General features: G+C 71.8%; 20 protein-coding genes. 14 read left to right on the forward strand and 6 right to left on the reverse strand.

The genetic code is table 11. The features are described from left to right. Window positions 1-181 precede the first annotated feature (181 nt). Together LN251_RS05615 and LN251_RS05620 are read left to right on the forward strand one after the other, a co-directional pair. Window positions 182-1,216, forward strand: coding sequence for a LacI family DNA-binding transcriptional regulator (locus LN251_RS05615; protein ID WP_458243388.1), 1,035 nt, complete (start codon window positions 182-184; stop codon window positions 1,214-1,216). Window positions 1,217-1,347: 131 nt separating this feature from the next. Then, window positions 1,348-2,223: a phosphatase PAP2 family protein gene (locus tag LN251_RS05620; protein ID WP_458243389.1), complete on the forward strand. Its 876-nt coding sequence runs from the start codon at window positions 1,348-1,350 to the stop codon at window positions 2,221-2,223. Between the two features lies 1 nt (window position 2,224). Here the strand turns inward: LN251_RS05620 and LN251_RS05625 are convergent, their stop codons facing one another. Both LN251_RS05625 and LN251_RS05630 read right to left on the reverse strand, forming a co-directional pair. Further along, on the reverse strand, window positions 2,225-3,799 hold the full coding sequence (locus LN251_RS05625) for an amidohydrolase (protein WP_458243390.1): 1,575 nt from the start codon (window positions 3,797-3,799) through the stop codon (window positions 2,225-2,227). A gap of 30 nt (window positions 3,800-3,829) precedes the next feature. After that, entirely contained in the window at window positions 3,830-5,308 is a 1,479-nt protein-coding gene (locus LN251_RS05630) for an APC family permease (protein ID WP_458243391.1), read from the reverse strand. 171 nt (window positions 5,309-5,479) lie between these two features. Here LN251_RS05630 and LN251_RS05635 point away from each other — a divergent pair, with 171 nt between their 5' ends. After that, complete coding sequence (locus tag LN251_RS05635; protein WP_458243392.1) at window positions 5,480-6,085, forward strand: TetR/AcrR family transcriptional regulator; 606 nt, start codon at window positions 5,480-5,482, stop codon at window positions 6,083-6,085. A 28-nt stretch (window positions 6,086-6,113) separates the two neighbouring features. Here the strand turns inward: LN251_RS05635 and LN251_RS05640 are convergent, their stop codons facing one another. Further along, window positions 6,114-9,110: a bifunctional [glutamine synthetase] adenylyltransferase/[glutamine synthetase]-adenylyl-L-tyrosine phosphorylase gene (locus LN251_RS05640; protein ID WP_458243393.1), complete on the reverse strand. Its 2,997-nt coding sequence runs from the start codon at window positions 9,108-9,110 to the stop codon at window positions 6,114-6,116. 229 nt (window positions 9,111-9,339) lie between these two features. Between LN251_RS05640 and LN251_RS05645 the strand changes: the two genes are divergently transcribed. The 4 genes from LN251_RS05645 to LN251_RS05660 all read left to right on the forward strand — a co-directional run bounded on the left by LN251_RS05645 (window position 9,340) and on the right by LN251_RS05660 (window position 13,285). Further along, entirely contained in the window at window positions 9,340-9,780 is a 441-nt protein-coding gene (locus LN251_RS05645) for a VOC family protein (protein WP_458243394.1), read from the forward strand. A 110-nt stretch (window positions 9,781-9,890) separates the two neighbouring features. Next, on the forward strand, window positions 9,891-10,805 hold the full coding sequence (locus LN251_RS05650; RefSeq protein ID WP_458243395.1) for an alkaline phosphatase family protein: 915 nt from the start codon (window positions 9,891-9,893) through the stop codon (window positions 10,803-10,805). A 1-nt stretch (window position 10,806) separates the two neighbouring features. Then, window positions 10,807-12,162: an MFS transporter gene (locus LN251_RS05655; protein ID WP_458243396.1), complete on the forward strand. Its 1,356-nt coding sequence runs from the start codon at window positions 10,807-10,809 to the stop codon at window positions 12,160-12,162. Window positions 12,163-12,262: 100 nt separating this feature from the next. Continuing rightward, window positions 12,263-13,285 carry a TolB family protein gene (locus LN251_RS05660; RefSeq protein WP_458243397.1) on the forward strand — a complete coding sequence of 341 codons (1,023 nt, stop codon included), beginning with the start codon at window positions 12,263-12,265 and terminating at the stop codon, window positions 13,283-13,285. 47 nt (window positions 13,286-13,332) lie between these two features. Here the strand turns inward: LN251_RS05660 and LN251_RS05665 are convergent, their stop codons facing one another. Next, the gene (locus LN251_RS05665) at window positions 13,333-14,094 is read right to left on the reverse strand and encodes a hypothetical protein (RefSeq protein ID WP_458243398.1); all 762 of its coding nucleotides are present in this window, start codon (window positions 14,092-14,094) and stop codon (window positions 13,333-13,335) included. Between the two features lie 246 nt (window positions 14,095-14,340). Beyond that, window positions 14,341-15,702: a glutamine synthetase family protein gene (locus LN251_RS05670; protein ID WP_142151538.1), complete on the reverse strand. Its 1,362-nt coding sequence runs from the start codon at window positions 15,700-15,702 to the stop codon at window positions 14,341-14,343. A 333-nt stretch (window positions 15,703-16,035) separates the two neighbouring features. Here LN251_RS05670 and LN251_RS05675 point away from each other — a divergent pair, with 333 nt between their 5' ends. After that, window positions 16,036-17,223, forward strand: a complete 1,188-nt coding sequence (locus LN251_RS05675) for a globin domain-containing protein (RefSeq protein ID WP_458243399.1) — start codon at window positions 16,036-16,038, stop codon at window positions 17,221-17,223. Window positions 17,224-17,227: 4 nt separating this feature from the next. Here the strand turns inward: LN251_RS05675 and LN251_RS05680 are convergent, their stop codons facing one another. Next, the gene (locus LN251_RS05680) at window positions 17,228-17,662 is read right to left on the reverse strand and encodes an RrF2 family transcriptional regulator (protein WP_458244134.1); all 435 of its coding nucleotides are present in this window, start codon (window positions 17,660-17,662) and stop codon (window positions 17,228-17,230) included. A gap of 161 nt (window positions 17,663-17,823) precedes the next feature. Between LN251_RS05680 and LN251_RS05685 the strand changes: the two genes are divergently transcribed. From LN251_RS05685 to LN251_RS05710, 6 genes are all read left to right on the forward strand, one after another. Continuing rightward, entirely contained in the window at window positions 17,824-18,510 is a 687-nt protein-coding gene (locus LN251_RS05685) for a DUF3105 domain-containing protein (RefSeq protein ID WP_458243400.1), read from the forward strand. A gap of 1 nt (window position 18,511) precedes the next feature. Further along, complete coding sequence (locus tag LN251_RS05690; RefSeq protein ID WP_458243401.1) at window positions 18,512-19,138, forward strand: DUF305 domain-containing protein; 627 nt, start codon at window positions 18,512-18,514, stop codon at window positions 19,136-19,138. 225 nt (window positions 19,139-19,363) lie between these two features. Then, window positions 19,364-21,301 carry a S53 family peptidase gene (locus LN251_RS05695; RefSeq protein WP_458243402.1) on the forward strand — a complete coding sequence of 646 codons (1,938 nt, stop codon included), beginning with the start codon at window positions 19,364-19,366 and terminating at the stop codon, window positions 21,299-21,301. Window positions 21,302-21,387: 86 nt separating this feature from the next. Further along, window positions 21,388-21,561 (forward strand): hypothetical protein, encoded by a 174-nt coding sequence (locus LN251_RS05700; RefSeq protein ID WP_458243403.1) that lies wholly within the window; start codon window positions 21,388-21,390, stop codon window positions 21,559-21,561. A gap of 103 nt (window positions 21,562-21,664) precedes the next feature. Further along, entirely contained in the window at window positions 21,665-23,269 is a 1,605-nt protein-coding gene (locus LN251_RS05705) for a multicopper oxidase family protein (protein ID WP_458243404.1), read from the forward strand. A gap of 120 nt (window positions 23,270-23,389) precedes the next feature. After that, a complete protein-coding gene (locus tag LN251_RS05710; RefSeq protein ID WP_458243405.1) occupies window positions 23,390-25,432 on the forward strand; it encodes an NAD(+) synthase in 2,043 nt (680 codons plus the stop codon). Window positions 25,433-25,483 lie beyond the last annotated feature (51 nt).

The following is a 25,483-nucleotide window of genomic DNA, read 5'->3' on the forward strand; positions in this document are numbered from 1 at the left end:
GCCTGTCGACCGTCGCGAGACCCTTTCTCGCCAGGGCTGAGCGGGATGCGGCCGGGTTGTGCAAGACTCTGCAAGCTCTTGCCATCCGGCTCCGGCGCGGGAATCATCCCCTTGCGGGACAAGGGGCACCGACCAGAACAGAGGGACCGCGATGACGATACGGCCGGTACAGTCCGGTGCCGTGACCACACGGCTAGCCGACATCGCCGCTCAGGCGGGGGTGAGCGAAGCGACCGTCAGCCGCGTCCTCAACGGCAAGCCGGGCGTCGCCGCCACCACCCGCCAGTCCGTGCTGGCCGCACTGGACGTGCTCGGCTACGAGCGTCCCGTGCGGCTGCGTCAACGCAGCGAGGGTCTGGTGGGGCTGATAACCCCCGAGCTGGAGAACCCGATATTCCCGGCTCTGGCCCAGGTGATCGGGCAGGCGCTGACGCGGCAGGGCTACACCCCGGTGCTGGCCACGCAGACGCCGGGCGGCTCGACCGAGGACGAGCTGACCGAGATGCTCGTCGACCGGGGGGTCGCCGGCATCATCTACGTCTCCGGGCTGCACGCCGACACCACCGCCGACATGGAGCGCTACGAGCGCCTGCGCGCGCAGGGCGTGCCGTACGTCCTGGTGGACGGCTTCTCCCCCAAGGTGCAGGCGCCGTTCATCTCCCCCGACGACCGCGCGGCGATGACGCTGGCGGTGACGCATCTGGCGTCCCTGGGGCACACGCGCATCGGCCTCGCCCTCGGCCCGAAGCGCTTCGTGCCCGTGCAGCGCAAGATCGAGGGGTTCGTGCGCGCGATGCAGGACCAGCTCGGTCTGAGCGCGGAGACCGTCGAGAACGACCTCGTCCAGCACTCGCTGTACACCCTGGAGGGCGGTCAGGCCGCCGCCACCGCGCTGATCGGCCGCGGCTGCACGGCGCTGGTGTGCGCGAGCGACATGATGGCGCTCGGCGCGATACGCGCGGCACGGCAGCACGGCCTGGACGTCCCGAAGGACATCTCGGTGGTCGGCTTCGACGACTCCCCGCTGATCGCCTTCACCGACCCGCCGCTGACCACGATCCGCAAGCCGGTCCCGGCCATGGGACAGGCGGCGGTACGCACGTTGCTGGAGGAGATCGGCGGAACGCCCGCACCCCACAGCGAGTTCGTGTTCATGCCGGAGCTGGTGGTACGGGGTTCGACCGCCTCGGCCCCTGGGGACCGCCATCGTCCCTAGGACGGAGAATCCTGGGATTTCGGCAGTGCGCCGGGAGTAGGCGTAGGGGTTCGTGCGTTGTAGGAAATGCGACCTGAACCCGACCGGGGGATGATCGGTGGCGGAAGGCATTTCTGGCAGACTCTGTGCCCATGGGTGACTCGACCGTGACCAGTCTGGGAGACCGTGAGCAGGCGGCCGTTCCGGACTCCCCCACGGCCGTGAAGGGGAAGGCCGCAAGCCCGCGTCATCTGCACCGGCTGCGCACCCCCCGCCGCCCTCGCCTGTGGTTCGAGATCCTTCTGATCGCGGTGAGTTACTGGACGTACTCCATCGTCCGCAACGCGGTCCCGGAGCAGCGCGTCGAGGCGCTGCGCAACGCCGACTGGATCTGGAAGACCGAGCACCGACTGGGCATCGCCGTCGAGCAGTCGGTCAACCACACGGTGAACTCGGCGTCCTGGCTGATCGTCGGCATGAACTACTACTACGCCACCCTGCACTTCGTCGTGACCCTGAGCGTGCTGGTGTGGCTGTTCCGCAGTCATCCCGGCCGCTACGCGGCGACCCGGCTGGTGCTGTTCGCGACGACGGGCGTGGCCCTGGTCGGCTACTACCTGTACCCGCTCGCTCCCCCGCGGTTGATGCGCGGCAGCCACTTCATCGACACCGTCCTGATGCACCGGACCTGGGGGTCGATGGCCTCCGGCGACCTCAAGCACATGTCCAACCAGTACGCCGCGATGCCGTCCATGCACATCGGCTGGTCACTGTGGTGCGGGCTGACGGTCTTCGCGCTGGCGAGCGTGCCGTGGGTGCGGGTGCTGGGCCTGCTGTACCCGGTGGCCACGCTGATCGTGATCGTCGCGACGGCCAACCACTTCTGGCTCGACGCGGTGGGCGGCCTGCTGTGCCTGGCGTTCGGGTTCGCGGTGGCATGGGCCTGGTACGGCAGGCTGCCGTACGCCCTGCCGAGGACGGTGCCGGAGAAGCGCGAGAAAAGCGAGTCGCAGCCGGCGAAGGCGTAGTTCAGCACGCCCTGTGCACCACGTGGCCTCCGGTCACCGTCAGCCGTACCGGCGCCTCGGCCACCTCGTCCGCCGGGGCCTTCACGGGATCCAGGGCCAGGGCCGTGAGGTCGGCCCGGTACCCGACGGCGATCCGCCCCGCCGCACGCTCCTCCCCCGCCGCGCGCGCCGCGTGGCTGGTGCAGCCCTCCAGCGCCTCCAGGCCCGTCAGCCCCGCCCGCGCGGAGGCCGCCCCCCTGGGCGCCCGTGCCGTCGCCAGGACGGCCCGCACGTCGTAGTGGGCGATCGGCCAGTCCGAGCCCAGGGCGACCGTCGCGCCGGCGTCCCGCAGGTCCCGCAGCCGCCAGGCGTGCCCGGCGCGGGCGGTGCCCAGGCGGCGGGACCACTCGTCGGTGCCGTCGGCCCGGGTGTACGCGGTGTGCGGCGGCTGCATGCTGGCCGCCACCCCGAGCTCGGCGAATCGCGGCAGCAGCGCGTCCGGCGCCGTCTCGATGTGCTCGACGCGGTGCCGGCCCCGGGCGTCGGGGCCGAGCCCGGCCACCACGCCCAGGACGTGCCGTACCGCGGCGTCCCCGATGGCGTGCGTGGCGGTGCGGACACCGGCGGCGTGCAGGTGCCGCACGGCGGCCGCGTACGCCTCGGGGTCCGGCCAGAAGGCCTCGGTCCCCTGGCCGTGGCAGTCGGCGTGCTCCAGCCAGGCGGTGCCGCCCTCCACCGTGCCGTCCATGAAGAACTTCACCCCGCCGACCCGCCAGTGCCGGCCCCCGCGCCCCTGCACCGTGATCAGCTCCTCCAGCGCGGCGGTGTCCGCACCGGGCATGCACCAGGGCGCGAACCGCAGCCGCACCGGCAGCACCGTCTCCCGGGCGACCGAGCCGACCAGCTCGCTGTCCCCCGCGTCCATGACGTGGGCGCCGGTCAGGCCGGTCGCGGCCATCGCCGTGAGCAGATCGACGAGGCGGGCGCGGCGGGCCGCGCGGGAGGGCTGCGGCAGCACCCGCGTGAGCAGGTCCATCGCCGCGTGCTCGACGAGATGCCCGGTGGGCCGCCCGGAGGCGTCACAGACCACCTCCGAACGCTGGGCGAAGACGCGGGGGCCGGTCACTGCCGCCACCGCCAGCGCGGCACCGGTGGCGAGGGCGGAGTGGCCGTCGTAGAGGCGCAGGAAGGCGGGGGTCTCCGCTCCGATCGCGTCCTCCACGAGCGCGCGGTCGATCGGCCGCCCCTCGAAGGCGTTGTGGTCGAGGCCGAACCCGACGACCCACCCGTCGATCCGCTCGGCCCCGGCGAGCGCGGACCGCAGTCCGGCCAGGTCCCGCACGCCCGACAGGTCGACCCCGGTGGCCATGTCCAGCCCCCACACGGGATGGCTGTGCGCGTCCACGAGCCCGGGCACGACGTGCGCCCCCTCCAGGGCCACGACCTCGGTGCCGGGTCCGCGCCACGCGGGTACGTCCGCCTCGTCGCCGACCGCCGCGATCACCCCGTCGCGGATGGCGACAGCGCCTGCGTAGGGACGTTCGGGGTCGAGGGTGCGGATCTCGGCGCCGGTGAGGATCAGATCGGGGGCGTGCATGAGTGGGCTGAACTCCCTTGTCTCGTACGGCTATACGGCGGGCTCGGGTGTCTCGGCGGGCTCGGCCGGCTCGGCGGCGAAGTCCCGGTACACGTCGGGCCGTTCGCGGCGCAGCCACCAGGCCAGCACCAGGCCGGCGGCGAACACGGCGGGGGCCGTGGTGATCAGGACGGTGTTGACGGTCGGCGAGGCGCCGGTGAACAGGTCGATGTGGGTGATGACGAGCCCTATGGCGGTGGCGAGCAGCACGGTGGCGGCGACCGGCGCGACGATCGTGCGCAGGGCGCCCTCCTGGTGGCGCACGCGCCGGAAGTAGCAGGGCACGGCGATCGCGGCGAGCAGCTGGAGCAGGAACAGGCCGATCATTCCGGGGGTGTTCACCCACAGCAGGAGCTGCTGGTAGGGGTCGGCGCCGGCCGCCCAGAAAGCGACGACGACGGCCGCGCCGAGGACGGTCTGGGCGATGCCGGCGACGTACGGGGAGCGGTGGCGGGCGTGCACGCGGCCCAGCGGCTTCGGCAGGACGCCCTCCTCGGCGAGGGCGAGGGCGTAGCGGTTGATCGCGTTGTGGAAGGCGAGGAGGGAGGCGATGACGCTGGTGACGATGAAGACGTGCATCAGGTCGGCCGCCCAGCCGCCGACGTAGGTGGTGATCGCGGAGAAGAACAGCCCGCCGGGGTCCTTGGCGGCCGCGGCGATCACGTCGGCGTCGCCGAAGGCCTGGATGACGATCCAGACGATGAAGGCGTAGAAGAGGCCGAGGAAGGCGACGGCCACGTAGGTGGCCCGCGGGATGGTGCGGTGGGGGTCGCGGGCCTCGCGGCGGTAGATGACGGTGGACTCGAAACCGGTGAACGCGGCGAAGGCGAAGGCCAGGACGACCGCCGTGCCGGGGACCAGGACGTGGCCCGGGGCGAAGGAGGCGCCCGACAGGCCGTGCGCGCCGCCCTCGAGCAGCACCCCTCCCGCGAGGAGCACCAGGATGCCGGTCTCGGCGAGGAGCAGTACGCCCAGCACCTTGGCGCCGAAGTCGATCGAGCGGAAGCCGCCGTAGCCGATGAGGAGCAGGCCCGCCAGCGAGATCGGCAGCCACGGGACGCCGGTGCCGAACAGGGCGTGCAGGGTGTCCCTGGTGGCGGAGGCGAGGAGGCCGTAGACGCCGATCTCCATGCCGTTGTAGCCGATCAGGGCGAGCAGGGCGGCGCCGATGCCGACGGGGCGGCCGAGGCCGCGGGTGATGTACGCGTAGAAGGCGCCGCCGCTCTTCACGTGGCGGCTCATGGTGGTGAAGCCGACGGCGAAGACGGCGAGGGTGATACCGGCGATGAGGTAGCCGGCCGGGGCGCCGATGCCGCCGAGCAGGATCGCGAGCGGCGCGACGCCGGCCATGACGGTGAGCGGGGCGGCGGCGGACACCACGAAGAACGCGATGTCTGCGGTGCCGAGGGAACCGGAGCGCAGAGTCGCCGTGGCGGTCGGCGTTCTCTCCTCGGGGGTGGTGACGGACATGGGCAAGCCCTTCAGGCGCGGCGGACGGGGAGGGTTCCGGACGTGCGGGTCGGTCGACGGCCCCCGGGCAGGAGGATGGCGACCCCGGGACCGTAAACCTAAAGGCTTTCGGTTTCGGCAATGTAGCCTCCTCCTGGGCATCCGGGAAGACCTCAAGGGGGACCGCAGACCATGGGACGGCCGCGCACACCGCTCCTCGACCGCGAGCGCATCACCACGACGGCTCTGCAACTGGTCGATGAGCAGGGGGATTTCAGCGTGCCGCAGATCGCCAGGCGGCTGGGGGCGCAGACCGGCTCGGTGTATCACCATGTGGACGGCCGCGAGGGGATCGTGGAGCTGCTGCGGGAGCGGGTGACCGAGGCGATCGACCCCGGGACGCTGGACCTCGTCCCCTGGGACGCGGCGCTGGAGGCCTGGGCGCGCTCCTACCGCGCGGCCTTCGCCGCCCACCCGAAGGCGATCCCGCTGCTCATGACCTCACCCGTGCGGGCGCCCCGGGTTCTGGAGCAGTACGAGCGCGCGGTGAACCTCCTGCTGGCGGCGGGCTTCGCGCCGGGCGAGGTGATGCCGCTGATCATCGCCCTGGAGAACCTGGTCCTGGGCTCGGCCCTGGACCTCGCGGCACCCGAGACGATGTGGGAGCTGACGGAGCACACCCCGACGCCCCGGCTGGCGGAGGCGCTCGCGGCGGTGGGCGAGGGACGGGCGGACCGGGCCTTCGAGGTGGGGCTGGCGGGGTTCCTGGGGCACGCACGCGCACTGCTGGGGACGTGACCCCCGAGGACACCCCTCGAGACTTCGCTCAGCCCCCGTAGAACAGCTCCTCCACCACCGACCGCGCCCTGCGTGCCGTGCGGCGGTAGGCGTCCAGCATGTCGCCGACCATTCCGTCGCCGTAGCCCAGGTAGCGGCCCACGGCGGCCACCTCGCGGCCGTCCGAGGGGAAGGTGTCCCCGGCCCGGCCGCGCACCAGCATCACGGCGTTGCGCACGCGCGTGGCCAGCACCCACGCCTCGTCCAGGGTCTCCGCGTCCTCGGCCGAGATGAGCCCGGCGGCACGCGCCGCCGCCAGGGCCGCGCGCGTCCGGGTCGTCCGCAGCCCCGGCTCCGCGTGGCCGTGCCGCAACTGCATCAACTGCACGGTCCACTCGACGTCGGACAGCCCGCCGGGCCCGAGCTTGGTGTGCAGCTTGGGGTCGGCGCCGCGCGGCAGCCGCTCGGCCTCCATACGCGCCTTCAGCCGCCGGATCTCGCGCACCGCCTCGTCCCCGAGCCCCCGCGCCGGGTACCGCAGCGGGTCGATCAGCTCCACGAAGCGGCGGCCGAGGTCCTCGTCGCCCGCGACCGGTTCGGCCCGCAGCAGCGCCTGCGACTCCCACACCAGCGACCAGCGACGGTAGTACGCCTCGTACGACTTCAGGGTCCGCACCAGCGGGCCCGACTTGCCCTCGGGCCGCAGGTCGGCGTCGATCAGCAGCGGCGGGTCCGCGCTCGGGATCTGCAGCAGCCGCCGCATCTCGGAGACGACCTTGTTCGCCGCGTCGGCGGCCTCCCGCTCGCCCACGCCCTCCCGCGGCTCATGCACGAAGACGACGTCGGCGTCGGAGCCGTAGCCCAGTTCGTGGCCGCCGAAGCGGCCCATGCCGATGACGGCGAACCGGGTCGGCAGCTCCTCGCCCCAGCCGTCCCGCACCACCGCGCGCAGGGTGCCCGCGACGGTGGCCGCGGTCAGGTCGGACACCGCCGCGCCGACCCGGTCCACCAGGGCGCCCTGGTCGGCCTCGGCGGGGTGCGTCTCGGTGCCGTACGAGCCCACGATGTCGGCCGCGGCCGTGCGGAACAGCTCCCGGCGCCGTACGCCGCGCGCCGCCGTGACCGCCTGGACCGCGCCGTCCGCGCGGCCGACCGCGGCGAGTATCTCCTGCTCCAGCGGGTCCCGGCCGCGCGGCTCCAGCCCCCCGCCGTCGCCGTCGCCGAGCAGCGCCACCGCTTCGGGCGCCCGCATCAGCAGATCGGGAGCGAGCCGGCCGGCGGACAGCACGCGCGCGAGGTTCTCCGCGGCGGCGCCCTCGTCCCGCAGCAGCCGCAGATACCAGGGCGTCTTGCCGAGCGCGTCCGACACCTTGCGGAAGTTGAGCAGGCCCGCGTCCGGGTCGGCGGAGTCCGCGAACCAGCCCAGCAGCACGGGCAGCAGGGTCCGCTGGATCGCGGCCTTGCGCGTCACCCCCGACGCCAGCGCCTCCAGGTGGCGCAGCGCGGCGGCCGGGTCGGCGTACCCGAGCGCGACCATCCGCTCCCGCGCCGCCTCGGGGCTCAACCGGGCCTCGCCGGGAGCGAGTTGGGCCACCGCGTCGAGCAGCGGCCGGTAGAAGAGCTTCTCGTGCAGACGGCGTACGACGGCCGTATGCCGCCGCCACTCGCGGGTGAGCTCGGCGACGGGGTCGGCGCGCAGGCCGAGGGAGCGGCCGATGCGGCGCAGGTCGGCGTCGTCCTCGGGGACGAGGTGCGTGCGCCGCAGCCGGTACAGCTGGATGCGGTGCTCCATGGACCGCAGGAAGCGGTAGGCGTCGTCGAGCTGCACGGCGTCCTGCCGCCCCACGTACCCGCCGGCGGCGAGCGCCTGCAGGGCGTCGAGCGTCGTCCCGCTGCGCAGCGACGCATCCGCCCGCCCGTGCACCAACTGCAGCAGCTGGACGGCGAATTCGACGTCCCTGAGCCCTCCGGGGCCGAGCTTCAGCTCGCGGTCGACCTCGGCGGCGGGGATGTTCTCGACGACCCGGCGGCGCATCTTCTGCACGTCCGCGACGAAGTTCTCGCGCTCGGCGGCCTGCCAGACGAGGGGTTCGAGGGCGGTGACGTACTCCTCGCCGAGCTCGATGTCGCCGGCCACCGGGCGGGCCTTGAGCAGCGCCTGGAACTCCCAGGTCTTGGCCCAGCGCTGGTAGTAGGCGAGATGGCTGGAGAGGGTGCGCACCAGGGGGCCGTTCCTGCCCTCCGGGCGGAGGTTGGCGTCGACGGGCCAGATCGAGCCCTCGACGGTGGTCTCCGAGCAGACCCGCATCATGTGCGAGGCCAGCTTCGTGGCGGCCCTGAGCGCCTTGCCCTCGTCGGCGCCGTCCACGGCCTCGCCGACGAAGATGACGTCGACGTCGGAGACGTAGTTGAGTTCGTGGCCGCCGCACTTGCCCATCGCGATCACCGCGAGCCGGCACAGCGCCGCGTCCTCGGGAGCGGCGGCGCGCGCGATGGCGAGGGCGGCGCGCAGGGTCGCGGTGGCGAGGTCGGCGAGCTCGGCGGCGGTCTCGGCGATGTTCGTGGTGCCGCAGACGTCACGGGCGGCGATGGACAGCAGACAGCGGCGGTAGGCGACCCGCAGGGAGACCGGGTCGCCGGCCTCGGCGAGGCCGCGCTCGAACTCCTCCACGCCCGGGTGCAGGTCGCGCGGCTCGTACGTGACCAGCGCGTGCCAGTCCCTGGGGTGCCGGGCGAGGTGGTCGGCGAGCGCGGACGAGGCGCCGAGGACCCCGAGGAGGCGGTCGCGCAGCGGCTTGGCCGCTATCAGGGTGTCGAGCAGCTCGCGGCGCGCGGTGGGGTCGGGCTGCGCCTCCAGCAGCCGTACGAGACCGAGCAGCGCCTGGTCCGGGTCGGCGGTGGCACCCAGGGCCTCCAGCAGCACCGGGTCGTTGCGCACGGGCATCAGCTCGTCGCTGTCCAGCAGGCGCTCGGCGGCCGAGGCATCGGTGAAGCCGTGCCGAAGCAGCCGTGTGAAGGTACTGCTCCTGCGCCCCGGCGCCGTCATCCGCGGCCTCCCCTCGGATCAAGGTCGTACTGGCCCGAGCCTAACCGCAGGCACCGACACGGGCGCCCGGGCGGAGCCCCTCGCCTTCGCGCTGTTCGGTGGCGCCGGGACGGTGTTCGGTGGCGCCCGGGACGGTTTTCGGCGGCGCCCGGGCCGGTATTCGGTGGCGCCCGGGACGGTTTTCGGCTTCGGTGAGGAGGAGCCGTACGACGACAAGGGAGTCGTTTTCATGGACATGAGCCTCGAAGTGATCCTGCTGCCTGTCTCCGACGTGGACCGCGCCAAGGAGTTCTACCGGGACAAGGTCGGCTTCCACGTGGACCTCGACGGCGAGGTGATGGAGGGCGTGCGGATCGTCCAGCTCACCCCGCCCGGCTCCGGCTGTTCCATCGCGCTGGTCGACGGGTTGCAGGTGCCGACCGGCATGCCGCAGCCTGGTACGTACCACGGGATGCAGCTCTGTGTGAGCGACGCGAAGGCCGCGTACGACGAGCTGACCGCGCGCGGTCTCGAGGTGAGCGAGCCGCAGCGGTTCACCGACCAGGACGGGGCCACCTTCCTCTACTTCAAGGACCCGGACGGCAACGGATGGGCGATCCAGGAGTACCGCCGCCGCGCCATCGAGCCGCTGCACGAGGTGCTGGCGCGGCAGGCCGCCGAGCGGCAGTAGTTCACCCGCTCTTCATCCGTCCGGTTGGACACGGTGGGGCACGGGAATGTTGGCGTGTGCATGCTCTGTCCGCACCGCCAGCCCCGCCCTTCCCCCCTCCGGAGGTTGATGTGTCCGGCAGTACCGCAAGTCCTGCCCGCCCGAGGGCCCGCCGCGGCCGCGCCGCACTCGCGTCCACGCTCGCCTTCACGGCCGCGGCCGTCGGTCTGTGGACCGGCCTCGGCGGCTCCTCGTCCGCGGCATCGTCCGCGGCCTCGGCCGTGCCGACCCCGGACCACGTGGTCGTCGTGGTCATGGAGAACCACGCCTACAGCCAGGTCATCGGCTCCTCCAGCGCGCCGTACATCAACTCGCTGAAGACCGGCGGGGCGAACCTGACCCAGTCGTACGGCATCACCCACCCGAGCCAGCCCAACTACTACGCCCTGTTCTCCGGCTCCACCCAGGGCGTCACCGACGACAGCTGCGTCACCCCGGGCTTCTCCTCGGCCGCCAACCTCGCCTCGGAGGCCATCGCGGCGGGTCGCACCTGGGCCAGCTACAACGAGTCGCTGCCCAGCCAGGGCTCGACCACGTGCAGCAGCGGCAACTACGCGCAGAAGCACGACCCGTGGTTCGGCTTCAAGAACGTGCCGACATCGACCGCGAAGACGTTCGCGCAGTTCCCCACGGACTACTCGACGCTGCCGCAGATCTCCTTCGTCACCCCCAACCTGTGCAGCGACATGCACGACTGCTCGGTGTCCACCGGCGACACCTGGCTGAAGAACAACCTCGGCGGCTACGCCACCTGGGCCAAGACCCACAACAGCCTCCTCGTCGTCACCTTCGACGAGGACAACCGGCTGTCGGGCAACCGCATCCCGACGGTCCTGTACGGCCAGCCGGTGACGGCGGGTTCCTCGTCGTCCGCCACCTACAACCACTACGACCTGCTGCGCACCCTGGAGGACACGCAGGGCCTGTCCACGCACGCGGGCAACGCGGCCTCCGCGACGGACATCACGGGCATCTGGGCGTCCTGACGTGTACGTAGCGGACAGCCGCGCGACCCCGCCGGCGTCCGCGGAAGGCGCCACCCGGCCCGCACGGGCCGGGTGGCGCCGCACCGCGGTCGCGCCCACCGTCCTCGCGCTCGGCACCGTCAGCCTGATCACCGACGTCTCGTCGGAGATGGTGACGGCGGTGCTCCCCCTGTACCTCGTCACGAGCCTCGGCCTGTCCCCGCTGGGCTTCGGGCTCCTGGACGGCGTCTACAACGGCTTCTCGGCGCTCGTACGCCTGGCCGGGGGCCATCTCGCCGACCGGGGCGGCGGCCGCCACAAGGTGGTGGCGGGCCTGGGCTACGGCATCTCGGCCCTCTGCAAGCCCCTCCTGCTGCTGGCCCACTCCCTGACCCCCATCGGCCTGGTCCTGGCCGCCGACCGCACCGGCAAGGGCCTGCGCACGGCCCCGCGGGACGCGCTCATCTCCCTGTCGTCGACACCCGAGACCCGGGGCCGCTCCTTCGGCGTGCACCGGGCGATGGACACGGCGGGCGCACTGCTGGGCCCGCTGGTGGCGTTCCTGATCCTGCGGGCGACGGTGGACGGCTACGACGCGGTGTTCACGGTCAGCTTCTGCGTGGCCGTGCTGGGAGTGCTGGTCCTGGTGCTGTTCGTGCCGGGGTCGTCGACGGCACCGGCCCTCGAAGCCGCCGTACGCCCCACGCTGCGCGCCGCGGTCGGCCTGCTGCGCCGCCGCGACGTCCGCCGCGTCACGGTCTGCGCGCTCCTGCTGGGCCTGGCGACCGTGAGCGACTCCTTCGTGTACCTGCTCCTGCAACGCCGCCTCGGCGTCCCCGACCGCTGGTTCGCGCTGCTCCCGCTCGGCACGGCGGCGGCGTTCCTGCTGCTCGCGGTGCCGCTCGGGAGGCTGGCGGACCGGGTGGGCCGGTGGCGGGTCTTCCTCGCCGGCCACGGCGCCCTGCTGACCGCGTACGCGTTGCTGCTCACCGCCTGGCACGGCCCCGCGCTCCCCTGCGCCGTCCTCCTCCTGCACGGCTCGTTCTACGCGGCGACCGACGGCGTGCTGATGGCGGCGGCGGCGGACGGTGTGCCGGAGCACCTGCGGTCGTCGGGCCTCGCCGTCGTGCAGACCGGCCAGGCACTCGCCCGGTTCGCCTGCTCGCTGGGGTTCGGCGCCGCGTGGTCGCTGTGGGGGGACCGTACGGCGCTGCTGGCGGCGACGGCGACGCTGGCGCTGTGCGCGGCGGTGTCCCTGGTCCTTCTGCGCCCTGTGGCACCTGCCGGACCTGCCGGGCCAGCCGGACCTGCGGGATCTGCCGGACCTGCCGGACCTGCCGGACCTGCCGGACCTGCGGCAAAGGAGGCGACCGGATGACGACCCCCGCCCCGCCTCCGGCCCCGCCCCAGACCGCACTTCCGACCGCGCCCCCGCCCCTCACCGTCTCGCGCCGCGCCACCGCCCGGAAGGTCCCCGCATGACCCTGCGCAACCGCATCCTCGTCCTGCTGGCGGCCCTGGTCGCGCTCGCGGCGGTCGCCGTGGCCTCGCTCCTGCACGCCTCGGCCCGCGCGGAACGCCGTGACCAGGCCCAGCCGGGCGGCCCCCGGGTGACCTCCGGAACGGTCACCCTGACCGCCCCCGGGCGCATGGTCTTCCGCAACTTGGCCTGGGGCCCGCACCGCGACGAACTGACGACGGTCCCGGCGACCGACCCCTCCGGCCCGCGCACCGCCTCCGGCGTCAAGTGCCTGCGCTTCTACGCCGCCTCGGGTACCGGAGTGTGCCTGCAGGCGGTGCACGGCGCCGTCTCCGACACCTACCGGGCGGTCGTCCTCGACGCCCACCTGAAGGAGCGCGCGAGGTACGACGTGCCCGGCATCCCGTCCCGCGCCCGCGTCTCCCCGACGGGCCACTTCGCCGCGTGGACGGCCTTCGTGGGCGGCGACTCGTACGCCGGCACGAACTTCTCGACCCGCGCGGCGATCGTGGACGTCCGCACCGGGAAGCTGACCCCGTCCCTGGAGGCCTACCAGGTGCTGAAGGACGGCCGCCCCTACCGCGCGGCGGACCTGAACTTCTGGGGCGTGACGTTCGCTTCGGACGACCGCACGTTCTACGCGACGATGGCGACGAAGGGCCGGACCTACCTGGTCCGGGGCGACCTGCGCGCCCGCACGGTCACCACCCTCCACACCGACGTCGAGTGCCCGTCCCTGTCCCCCGACGGCACCCGGATCGCCTTCAAGAAACGGGTGAAGGGCCTCCCGAAGGACGCCCCTTGGCGGCTGTACGTCCTCGACCTGCGCACCCTGCGGGAGACCGCGCTGGCCGAGTCCCGCAGCGTCGACGACCAGGCGGTCTGGCGCGACGACCACACCCTGGTCTACGCCCTGCCCGGCGACTTCGGCGCGGACCTGTACACCATCCCGGCGGACGGCGGGGGAAAGCCGCGGCGCATCAGCACCGCGGCGGTGTCCCCGGCATTCATCGGCCCGTAGTGGCATGACCACCTGAACACCTGAACACCTGAACACCTGCAAGGCGACTAGACCTTGAGCAGATGAATGCTCCGGTCCATGGCCTCAAGCACGTACTCGATCTCGGCCCGCGACCTCATCCGTGCCCTCGCGTCCTCTTCCCCGATCAGGCTTTCGAACCTGCCCAGGACGAGCCGCTGACTCGCCTGGAGCCGGGCGTGCATGGCCCGCTGGTCCTCCGCCGGCTGCAACTGCGCCGTGCGGTGGGTGCTGGCGCAGGCGTCGAGCCAGGCCGTGAGTTGATCGTCGACGTACTGCTCGGACTCCTTCAGAGCACCCCTGAGGACGTCCAGCGCGTCGTGCCAGGCCGCCACGAACGCCTGGGCGTCGCTGGCCCCGGCGGAAACGCCCTGTACCGCAGACCTCCTGCCGAGAGCGGTCAGCGCGGTGGGTGCGTTCACGGCCACGCGGGCCCGGATGTCGGCGCTGACGATGATCGCCGCCGTCAGCAGGGCCGCGGCGACGATGACACCGACACTGGCGTAGGCCGCGACCACGACAGACGCCGCGTCCGTCTTCTTGTCGACGGCGAAGAGTCCCAGAGCGGCGGCGCCCGTTCCCGTGATGAGTGCCCCCAGCCCCAGCACCCGCGTGACGTTCAGCGTGTTCGTGCTCACGCCGACGGTCCTGGCCGCCTCCTCCGGGGACGGGTTCGCCGGCGCCCGGCTCGATCCCTGGTTCAGCACTCCGAGCGCCTCGAACAGAGCCGCGAGGGGAACCGCGAGACTCTTCCTTCTCCTCGACGAGGCCCGGTCTACCGCTGTCGACATGCTCGAACACCTTCTCTCCGGTGACCCGCAGCCGTGACATCCGAATACGCAGGAACGAGGGCATTCCGCCCGCGCGCAAGTCGAACCCCGGCCCTTCCAGCGTTCGACCAAGCCCCTCCCCCAGGAAGGGCACGAAAGCCGCACATCAGCACCATGCGGCCCCTTGCACACCCCGACACCCCACCGCCCGAAGACGAAGAAGGGCCGACGGTCCAAGACCGCCGACCCATCCTTCGCCGAGCCGCCCTACAGCACGGGCAGGTTCTTCCGCAGCTCGAACGCCGTCACCTCGCTGCGGTACTCCTCCCACTCCTGCCGCTTGTTGCGCAGGAAGAAGTCGAAGACGTGCTCGCCCAGGGTCTCCGCGACCAGGTCGCTGCGTTCCATCAGGGTCAGGGCCTCGCCCAGGTTCTGGGGGAGCGGCTCGATGCCCATCGCGCGGCGTTCGGCGTCGGAGAGGGCCCAGACGTCGTCCTCGGCGCCCGGCGGGAGTTCGTAGCCCTCCTCGATGCCCTTGAGGCCCGCGGCCAGGAGTACGGCGTAGGTGAGGTAGGGATTGGCGCCGGAGTCGATGGAGCGGACCTCCACGCGCGCGGAGCCGGTCTTGCCGGGCTTGTACATGGGGACGCGGACCAGGGCGCTGCGGTTGTTGTGGCCCCAGCAGATGTAGGAGGGGGCCTCGCCGCCGGCGCCGGCGGTGCGCTCGGAGCCGCCCCAGATGCGCTTGTAGGAGTTGACCCACTGGTTGGTGACCGCGGAGATCTCCGCCGCGTGGCGCAGCAGGCCGGCGATGAAGGAGCGGCCGACCTTGGAGAGCTGGTACTCCGAGCCGGACTCGTAGAACGCGTTGCGGTCGCCCTCGAAGAGGGAGAGGTGGGTGTGCATGCCGCTGCCCGGGTGCTCCGAGAACGGCTTCGGCATGAACGTCGCCTGGACGCCCTGCTCCAGCGCCACCTGCTTCATGACCAGGCGGAAGGTCATGATGTTGTCGGCCGTCGAGAGGGCGTCGGCGTAGCGCAGGTCGATCTCCTGCTGGCCGGGGGCGCCCTCGTGGTGGGAGAACTCGACCGAGATGCCCATGGACTCCAGCATGGTGATCGCCTGGCGGCGGAAGTCCATGCCGATGTTCTGCGGGGTGTGGTCGAAGTAGCCGGAGTTGTCGGCGGGGGTGGGACGGGTGCCGTCGAGGGGGCGGTCCTTCAGCAGGAAGAACTCGATCTCGGGGTGGGTGTAGAAGGTGAAGCCCAGGTCGGAGCCGCGCGTGAGGGCGCGCTTGAGGACGTAGCGCGGGTCCGCGAAGGACGGGGAGCCGTCCGGCATGAGGATGTCGCAGAACATGCGGGCGGTGCCGGGGGCCTCGGCGCGCCAGGGCAGGACCTGGAAGGTGGACGGGTCCGGCTTGGCGATCATGTCGGACTCGTACACGCGGGCGAAGCCCTCGATGGCCGAGCCGTCGAAGCCGATGCCCTCGTCGAAGGCCTGTTCCAGCTCGGCCGGGGCCACGGCCACGGACTTGAGGAAGCCCAGCACGTCCGTGAACCACAGGCGTACGAACCGGATGTCGCGCTCCTCCAAGGTCCGGAGCACGAACTCCTGCTGCTTGTCCATCTTCCGCTTCCCCATCCTTGCTGGTCAGGCCGCCTGTCTCCGTGTCCCGCAGGAGGCGGTCGGGCACCTGAGCATCACACCACAACAGCATTTCATGCGCGTTGCCGACCTTGATCGTCGAAACGGCCTCGGACTGAACGCCTCACGCACGGCGGCGGGTGTACGGCTCCGCAGCCCATCTTGCCTGCTCGGACTGACATCCGTAACGCCCGGACCCGCTTCGTCCGTGAGCGATACCACTCCCCCATAATTTGCATCTCAAATGCAAGTTTAACTACGGTTCCGATCAGCCGAGTTCGCAGGACCGGGCTCGGAGGACCAAGAGGAGCCCCGATGCTGTCCGAATCAGCCGCCGTCACCGTCCGCGCCACCCTCCCCGCCGTCGGCGCGCACCTCGACGAGATCACCGAGCGCTTCTACGCCGGTCTGTTCACCGCCCGCCCCGAGCTGCTGCGCGATCTGTTCAACCGCGGCAACCAGGCGGCCGGCACGCAGCGCCAGGCGCTCGCCGGTTCGATCGCGGCCTTCGCCACGCACCTTCTGGAGCACCCGGAGTCGCGTCCGGACGCGATGCTGGCCCGCATCGCCCACAAGCACGCCTCCCTGGGCGTCACGCCCGAGCAGTACGCCCTCGTCCACGAGCACCTCTTCGCCGCCATCGCCGGCGTCCTCGGCGAGGCCGTCACTCCCGAGGTCGCGGCCGCCTGGGACGAGGTCTACTGGCTGATGGCGAACGCCCTCGTCGCGATCGAGAAGCGCCTCTACGAGGAGTCCGGCGAACCGGGCTGGCGGAACTGGGAGGTAGTCGAGCGCGTCGCCGAGACCGCGGACGTGGTCACCTTCCGGCTACGCCCGGCCGACGGCGGGCCGGTCGCCGACTTCCGCGCCGGCCAGTACGTCTCCGTGCGCGCCGAGCTGCCGGACGGCGCCCGCCAGATACGCCAGTACAGCCTGTCCGGCGCACCCGGCTCGACCCTGCGGCAGATCAGCGTCAAGCGGGTCCGGGACGGCGGCGACGCGCCCGGCGGCGAGGTGTCGAACCATCTGCACGCGCGCGTGCGCGAGGGCGACGTGCTGGAGCTGTCGGCCCCGTACGGCGACCTCGTCCTGGACGACGCCGCCGGCACCCCCTTGCTGCTCGCCTCCGCCGGCATCGGCGTGACGCCGATGGTCGCCATGCTGGCGCGCCTCGCGGAGACCGGCCACCGCGCCCCGGTCACGGTCGTCCACGGCGACCGCTCTCCCGCCGACCACGCCCTGCGCGCCGACCACGAGGCCTACGCCGACAAGCTCCCGGACGCGGCCGTGCACTTCTGGTACGAGCAGGACGCGACCCCGGGCGCCCGCACCGGCCTGGTCGACCTCGACACCGTCGACGTGGCGGCGGGCACGCGCGCGTACCTGTGCGGACCGCTGCCCTTCATGCGGGCGGTCCGCTCCCAGCTGATCGACAAGGGCGTCGCCCCGGCCGACATCCACTATGAGGTCTTCGGTCCCGACCTGTGGCTGAGCCGCGCCTGAGAGGTCAGGACGTCCGGGAGATCCCGAGCAGCAGGGGCCCCGTCGGTTCCGCGACGATGTCCGCCACGGTGAGCGGGTCCAGGGCGGCGAAGAACGCCTCCTGGGCCCGCCGCAGCGCGCCGCGCAGACGGCAGGCGGAGTTCAGCGGGCAGGGCGTCGTCCCCTCGCAGTCGACCACGTCGCCGTCGCCCTCGAAGGCGCGCACGACGGCGCCGACGGACGCCGTACGCCCCCGGTCGGTGAGGGAGAGTCCGCCGCCCCGGCCGCGCCGGGCGTCGACGAGCCCCATGTGCTGCAGTTCGGCGACGACCTTCGCCGCGTGGGTGTAGGGCACGTCCACGCCGGCGGCGACCTCGCGGGTCGTGGGGCTGGAGTCGCCCGCGACGGCGAGCCGCATCAGGACGCGCAGGGCGAGGTCGGTGGAGCGCAGCAGCCGCATGAAGCCAGCGTAGATAATACGCATCTGCGGTTCAAATTATCGGTCGGCATCGGTCATGCGCCCGTCGGAATCGATTGGCTGTGACCCGTCTACTGGATCACTCCCCCGCCCCACTACGATCAGGCCACCCGATCGTCTCTTTTCCCCAGAAGGACACCGCGATGGCTTCCGGCAACAAGAGCAGCAGCGCGGCACGCAGAGCGCGCGTAGAGGAGATGCGGCGCGCCGAGCAGGCCCGCGAGCGGCGCAACCGGATCCTGACGATCGCGGCGAGCGTGGTCGTGGTCGCCGGTCTGGTCGTCGGCGGCGTCTTCGTCGTGAAGTCCCAGAGCGGCGACGACGGCAAGAAGAAGGACACCGCGAGCGATTCCAAGGGCGGCAACTCCGGGGACTCCGGCCACTTCGTCACCGGCAAGGACGGCGTGCGGGCCTGGTCGGGCAAGCTGGCGCGCACGCATGTCACCGGGACCGTGAACTACCCGATGCACCCGCCGGTCGGCGGCAACCACAACCAGGTGTGGCTCAACTGCAACGGCGACGTCTACACCAAGGCCGTGCACGACGAGAACGCCGTGCACGCGCTGGAGCACGGCGCCGTGTGGGTGACGTACACCGGCAAGGCGAAGAAGGCGGACGTCGACACGCTCGCGGCGAAGGTGAAGCAGACGCCGTACTCGCTGATGAGCCCGTACGAGAACCAGACCTCGCCGATCGAGCTGTCGGCCTGGGGGCACCAGCTCGGGGTGACGAGCGCGAGCGACCCGAAGGTCGCGAAGTTCTTCGAGACGTACGTGCAGGGCAAGCAGACGCCCGAGCCGGGTGCCTCGTGCACCGGCGGGACGATGTGACGTGAAGCGGCACATCGGCTGGATCGCGGGGGCCGCCGCGGCGGTGCTGGTCGCGGCCGGCGGGGTCACGTACGCGGTCGCCGAGGACGGCGGCTCCGGCCCGAGCACGCCGTCCGCCGACTCCGCGGACGCCGGGTTCGCGCGGGACATGGCGGTGCATCACCAGCAGGCCGTGGAGATGTCGTACATCGTGCGGGACCGCACGAAGAACGAGGAAGTACGGCGGCTCGCCTACGACATCGCCCAGACGCAGGCCAACCAGCGCGGCATGCTGCTGGGCTGGCTGGACCTGTGGGAGCTGCCGAAGGTGTCGGCGGACCCGCCGATGACCTGGATGGGCATGGGTGACATGGCGTCCGGCAAGGACGGCGCGCTGATGCCCGGGATGGCCACCAACACCGAGCTGAAGAAGCTGTCGACCCTCAGCGGCAAGCAGGCCGAGGTGCTGTACCTGCAGCTCATGACGGAGCATCACAAGGGCGGCGTCCACATGGCCGAGGGCTGTGTCGCCAAGTGCACGGTGGGCGTGGAGAAGCGGCTCGCGCAGGGCATGGTCGAGGCGCAGCAATCGGAGATCCGGCTGATGGCGGACATGCTCAAGGAGCGGGGCGCGAAAGCGCGTTCCTAGCAGTTCGGCCCCCGCAACCGCGGGGACGAAGGCCCCAAATCGCCCGTCATGACGGTTCCTTGGGGTTCTCTTGGCCTCCGATTTCCCCTGGCATGAACGGTTCATCGAAAGAGTGGCCCCCATCGCTTGATCCACACCCCGCCCCTCCGCCGCGGAGCGGGATGTCTACGCGGATCACGCGACGAGACGACCACACATGCGAAGAACCGCATCGCAGGGGGTTCTATGAGATCCAACCGCGCCAGACTGCGTGCCACGAGCATGGCGGCAACTCTGCCCATGCTCGCCGGTGCGTTGGCGCTCGGCATACCCGCGGCGCACGCCGCGGACAACCCGGCCAGGGACGCGCTCGTGGGCACCAAGCCCGCGTGGGCGACGGCCAAGGCGGACAAGGGTGACGCCTCCAACGGCACCCAGGTCTCCCTCCGGGTCTATCTGGCCGGCAAGGACGCGGCGGGCCTCGCGGCCTACGCCAGGGCCGTGTCCGACCCGAGCTCGCCGCTCTACGGCAAGTACCTCAGCTCCAAGAAGGCGCAGACCCGCTTCGGCGCGACCAAGGCCCAGGTGGCCGCGGTCAAGTCGTGGCTGACGTCGAACGGCCTGAAGGTCACCGGCGTCAGCAAGCACTACGTCTCCGTCTCCGGCGACGTGGCCGCCGCCGAGAAGGCGTTCGGCACCCAGCTGCACAACTTCACCAAGGGCTCGAAGACCTACCGCGCGCCGTCGAAGACGGCCTCGGTACCGGACAGCCTCAAGGGCGCCGTCCTGACGGTCACCGGTCTCGACAACGCGCCGCACATGTCGCGTCACGACGACCAGCTGCCGCCGCCGGAGACCGTGTTCCGCAACTCCGGGCCGTTCTCGTCGTACTTCGGCTCGAACATCGCGAGCACGCTGCCCGACGCGTACGGTTCGAAGATCCCGTACGCCGTCAAGGGCTACACCGGCAAGCAGCTGCGCGCCGCCTACGGCGCGGGCAGCTACACCGGCAAGGGTGTCCGCGTCGCCATCACCGACGCGTACGCCTCGCCGTCCATCGCCTTCGACGCGCAGACGTACGCGACGAAGCACGGCGACGCCAAGTGGACGACGGGTCAGCTGCACCAGGCGCTGCCCACGAAGTACACGAACACCAAGGACTGCTCCGCCGCCGGCTGGTACGGCGAGGAGACGCTGGACGTCGAGGCCGTGCACGCGGTCGCGCCGGCCGCGGACGTCACCTACGTGGGCTCGGCCTCCTGCATGGACGCCGATCTGCTGGACTCGCTCAGCAAGGTGGTGGACAACCACCTCGCCGACATCGTCTCCAACTCGTGGGGCGACATCGAGGCCAACCAGACGCCGGACCTCGCGGCCGCCTACGACCAGGTGTTCCAGTTCGGCGCGGTCGAGGGCATCGGCTTCTACTTCTCCTCCGGTGACAACGGCGACGAGGTCGCCAACACCGGGACGAAGCAGGTCGACACCCCGGCCAACTCGGCCTGGGTGACGGCGGTCGGCGGTACCTCCCTGGCGGTGGGCAAGAGCGACGCCTACCAGTGGGAGACCGGCTGGGGCACCGAGAAGGCCGTGCTGTCCGCGGACGGCAAGAGCTGGACCAACTTCCCCGGCGCCTTCACCTCGGGCGCGGGCGGCGGCACCAGCAAGACGGTCGCCGAGCCGTACTACCAGAAGGGCGTCGTCCCGAACGCGCTGGCCACGGCGAACAACGCCGAGGGCAACCGCGTCGTTCCGGACATCGCGGCCATCGCCGACCCCAACACCGGCTTCCTGGTCGGCCAGACGCAGACCATGCCCGACGGCAAGACCCAGGCCTACGACGAGTACCGCATCGGCGGCACCTCGCTCGCGGCCCCGGTCATCGCCGCCGTCCAGGCCCTGGCCCAGGAGGCGCGCGGCAAGGCGATCGGCTTCGCCAACCCGGAGATCTACGCCCGTTACGGCAAGGGCGTGTACCACGACGTGACCGACAAGCCGACCGGCAAGGACCTCGCGGTCGCCCGTGTCGACTTCGTCAACGGCTACGACGCCACCGGTGGCCTGGCCACCTCGGTCCGCAGCCTCGGCAAGGACAGCTCGCTGTCCGCGGTCAAGGGCTACGACGACGTGACCGGCGTGGGCTCGCCCGCGAACGGCTACGTGGACTCGTACAAGCGCCACTGAGGTCCTCGCGACACCGGCGAAACAGCGTGCGCCCGTTCCCTCCGGGGAGCGGGCGTTCGCATACCCGGCGGGGGTAGGGTGCGCACATGACCGGATCGAGGAGCGCGACGGGCCGGCGGCCGCTGCCGCTCGCCGTCCTGCTCCTCGGCCTTGTCATCGTGCGCGTTCCGTCCCGCCCCGCCCGCGCCCCGCGGGCCCCGTGGCTGACCCCACCTCCCGGCAGACCGTCGTTCGACGGCCTGTCGGTGCTGCACATATAGGCCTCGCACCGGCCGCCTCGGCCCGCCCTCACGGAGGACCCCCGAAGCGGCAGACCCGTCCGGCCTTTCACCCAGCACCACTCAGACGAGGTGTCAGCACATCATGCCCATTCCCACCCGCCGTACGGTCCTCGGCGCGTCCGTCCTCGCCTGGGCGGGAGCCCTGGCCGCGTCCCCGGACTCGGTCGCGAGCACGTCCGGCGGCTCCACCCCGAACTCCCCCACGGGCTATGTGAACCCGTGCGGCAAGGAGGTGATTGCCGCCGAGCAGCGGCGCGCCGTGAGCGGCGGCGCCGTCCGGCAGCACCGCCTCACCGCCACCGAGAGCCGGCTGGACCTCGGCGGACGCACCGTCAGGTCCTGGTCGTACGGCGGTGATCTGCCCGGCGAGGAGATCCGGGTCACCGCGGGCGACACCCTGGCCCTGACCCTGGCCAACCACCTTCCGTACACCACCGCCCTGCACTGGCACGGCATCGCCCTGCGCAACGACATGGACGGCGTGCCCGGCCTGACCCAGGGCCCGATCGAGTCGGGGACGGCGTTCGACTACCGCTTCACCGTCCCGTATCCGGGCACGTTCTGGTTCCACCCGCACACCGGGGTCCAGCTGGACCGGGGGCTGTACGCCCCGCTGATCGTCGACGACCCGAGGGAGCCCCTGTCGTACGACAGGGAGTGGGTCGTGCTGCTGGACGACTGGGTCGACGGGGTGGGCGGCTCCACCCCGGACGCCGTGCTCGACGAACTGGGCGGCGGGATGCGCGGCATGGACATGGGCGGCTCCGGCTCCGGGTCCGCCGGTCATGGCAGGTCCGGTAAGTCGATGCGGACGCCGGGTCCGGCGTCGGCGTCCTCGCACGGGTCCGGCCCCTCCCGGAGGCTGGTGGGCGCCCACAGCGACCTGCTGGGCGGCGACCCCGGCGATGTGGCGTATCCGTACTACCTCGTCAACGGGCGTACGGCGCAGGCTCCTTCGGTCTTCCGCGCCCGCCCGGGGGACCGCATCCGGATCCGGTTGATCAACGCCGGCGGGGACACCGCCTTCCGCGTCGCCCTCGGCGGCCATGAGCTGACGGTGACGCACACCGACGGCTACCCGGTGCGGCACGCGCAGGGCGACGCGCTGCTCATCGGCATGGGCGAGCGGTACGACGTGATCGTGACGGCCGGCGACGGCGCCTTCCCGCTGACCGCGGTGGCCGAGGGCAAGAACGCCTCCACGATGGCGGTCCTGCGCACCGGCGGCGGCGCGGCACCCACCGCCGAGGCCCGCCCGCAGGAGCTCGACGGAAGGCTCCTGGCCGCACACAAGCTCACGGTCGACGAATCGGTGGCGCTGGAGCGCAAGGCGCCGGACCGGACGATCGACCTGTCGCTGACCGGCACGATGACGCGCTACGACTGGGCCTTCGACCGCAAGCCCTACGACGCCTCGCAGCGCCACCCCGTGCGCGCCGGGGAACGGGTCAGGCTGCGCTTCACCAACCGGACCTCCATGTGGCACCCGATCCATCTGCACGGCCACACCTTCGCGCTGGCCCGGGGGGAGCAGGACGGGGTGCGCAAGGACACGGCGCTGGTGCTGCCCAAGGGCACGCTCTCGGTCGACTTCGACGCCGACAACCCGGGCCTGTGGATGCTGCACTGCCACAACGTCTACCACGCGGACGCGGGAATGATGACGGTGGTGGGGTACCAGAGCTGAGGACGCGAGGCGCCCGGGGGCGCGGGAAGTGGTGCGAGCCACCCCCGCACCCCCATCGCGTCGCTTTGACGATTACACTGGGCGCCTGCCTCGACTCCGCCTTCACCCGAGGAAGCACCGTTGAACTTCTGGTCGATCTATCAGCACGGTTTCGCGCGGGTCGCCGCCTGCACGGGCCACACCGTCATCGCCGACCCGCCCGCCAACGCCGAGGCGGTGCTGCGGCACGCGCGCAGGTGCGCCGAGGAGGGTGTCGCGGTCGCCGTCTTCCCGGAGATGGTGCTGTGCGGCTACTCGATCGAGGACCTGCTGCTGCAGGACGCGCTGCTCGACGAGGTCGAGGGCGCGCTGCGGGACGTGGTGGCCGGCTCGGCCGGGCTGCTGCCGGTCCTGGTCGTCGGCGCCCCCCTGCGCCACCGCAACCGGGTCTACAACTGCGCGGTGATCGTGCACCGCGGCCGCGTCCTGGGCGTGGTGCCCAAGTCGTACCCGCCGAACTACCGCGAGTTCTACGAGCGCCGGCAGATCGGCGACGGCGCCGACGAGCGCGGCGGCTCGATCCGGGTCGCCGGCGAGACGGTGCCGTTCGGCGTGGACCTGCTGTTCGCGGCCGAGGACGTGCCCGGTCTGGTGCTGCACGCGGAGATCTGCGAGGACATGTGGGTGCCGGTGCCGCCCAGCGCGGAGGCGGCCCTGGCCGGTGCGACCGTGCTGGTCAACCTCTCGGGCAGCCCGATCACGGTGGGGCGCGCCGAGGACCGCAAACTGCTGTGCCGCTCGGCGTCCTCACGCTGTCTGGCCGCGTACGTCTACGCCGCGGCCGGTCTCGGCGAGTCGACCACCGACCTGTCCTGGGACGGCCAGGCCATGGTCTACGAGAACGGCGTACTGCTGGCCGAGACCGAGCGCTTCCCGCTGGGCGACGAGTACGCGGTGGCCGACGTGGACCTCGACCTGCTGCGGCAGGAGCGGCTGCGGATGGGCACGTTCGACGAGAACCGCCGTACGCACCAGGACCGCACCGGTGACTTCCGTACGGTGGCGTTCGAACTCGAGCCGCCCATGGGCGACCTGGGCCTCAGGCGCCGTCTCGAACGCTTCCCGTTCGTGCCGGCCGACGCCGAGCGGCTCGCCCAGGACTGCTACGAGGCGTACAACATCCAGGTCGCGGGCCTCCAGCAGCGCCTGGTGTCGATCGGCGGCCCGAAGGTCGTCATCGGGGTGTCCGGCGGCCTGGACTCCACGCACGCGCTGATCGTCGCCGCCCGCGCCATGGACCGCGCGGGCCGGCCGCGCAGCGACATCCTGGCCTGGACCCTGCCCGGGTTCGCCACCAGCGACCACACCAAGGACAACGCCCACAAGCTGATGAACTCCCTCGGCGTCACCTCGGCCGAGCTGGACATCACGCCGACCGCGCGGCTGATGCTGCAGGAGATGGACCACCCGTTCGCCGCCGGTGAGCCGGTCTACGACGTCACCTTCGAGAACGTGCAGGCCGGTCTGCGCACCGACTACCTGTTCCGGCTGGCCAACCAGCGCGGCGGCATCGTGCTCGGCACCGGTGACCTCTCCGAGCTGGCGCTCGGCTGGTCGACGTACGGCGTGGGCGACCAGATGAGCCACTACAACGTCAACGGCGGTGTGCCGAAGACGCTGATCCAGCATCTGATCCGGTGGGTCATCAGCAGCGGCCAGTTCGACGAGGAGACCGGCAAGACCCTCGCCGCGATCCTCGACACCGAGATCAGCCCTGAGCTGGTGCCCGGCGAGGAGATGCAGTCGACGGAGTCGAAGATCGGGCCGTACGCGCTGCACGACTTCACGCTCTTCCACGTGCTGCGCTACGGCTTCCGGCCCTCGAAGATCGCGTTCCTCGCGTGGCACGCCTGGCACGACCCGGAGGCCGGCGACTGGCCGCCGAACTTCCCCGACGCCAAGCGGGTCGCCTACGACCTGCCGGAGATCCGGCGCTGGCTGGACGTGTTCTGCCGGCGGTTCTTCGGGTTCGCGCAGTTCAAGCGGTCCGCTATGCCGAACGGGCCGAAGGTGTCGGCGGGCGGGTCGCTCTCGCCCCGGGGGGACTGGCGGGCGCCGAGCGACAGTTCGGCGCGGGCGTGGCTGCGGGATCTGGAGCGGTTCGAGGAGTTGGCCACCGAGTAGGTCTGTGGGGGCGGGTGCGGGGGCGCGACCCTGGGGGCTGCGCCCCCAGAC

The organism is Streptomyces sp. MAI_2237, from assembly GCF_054189285.1.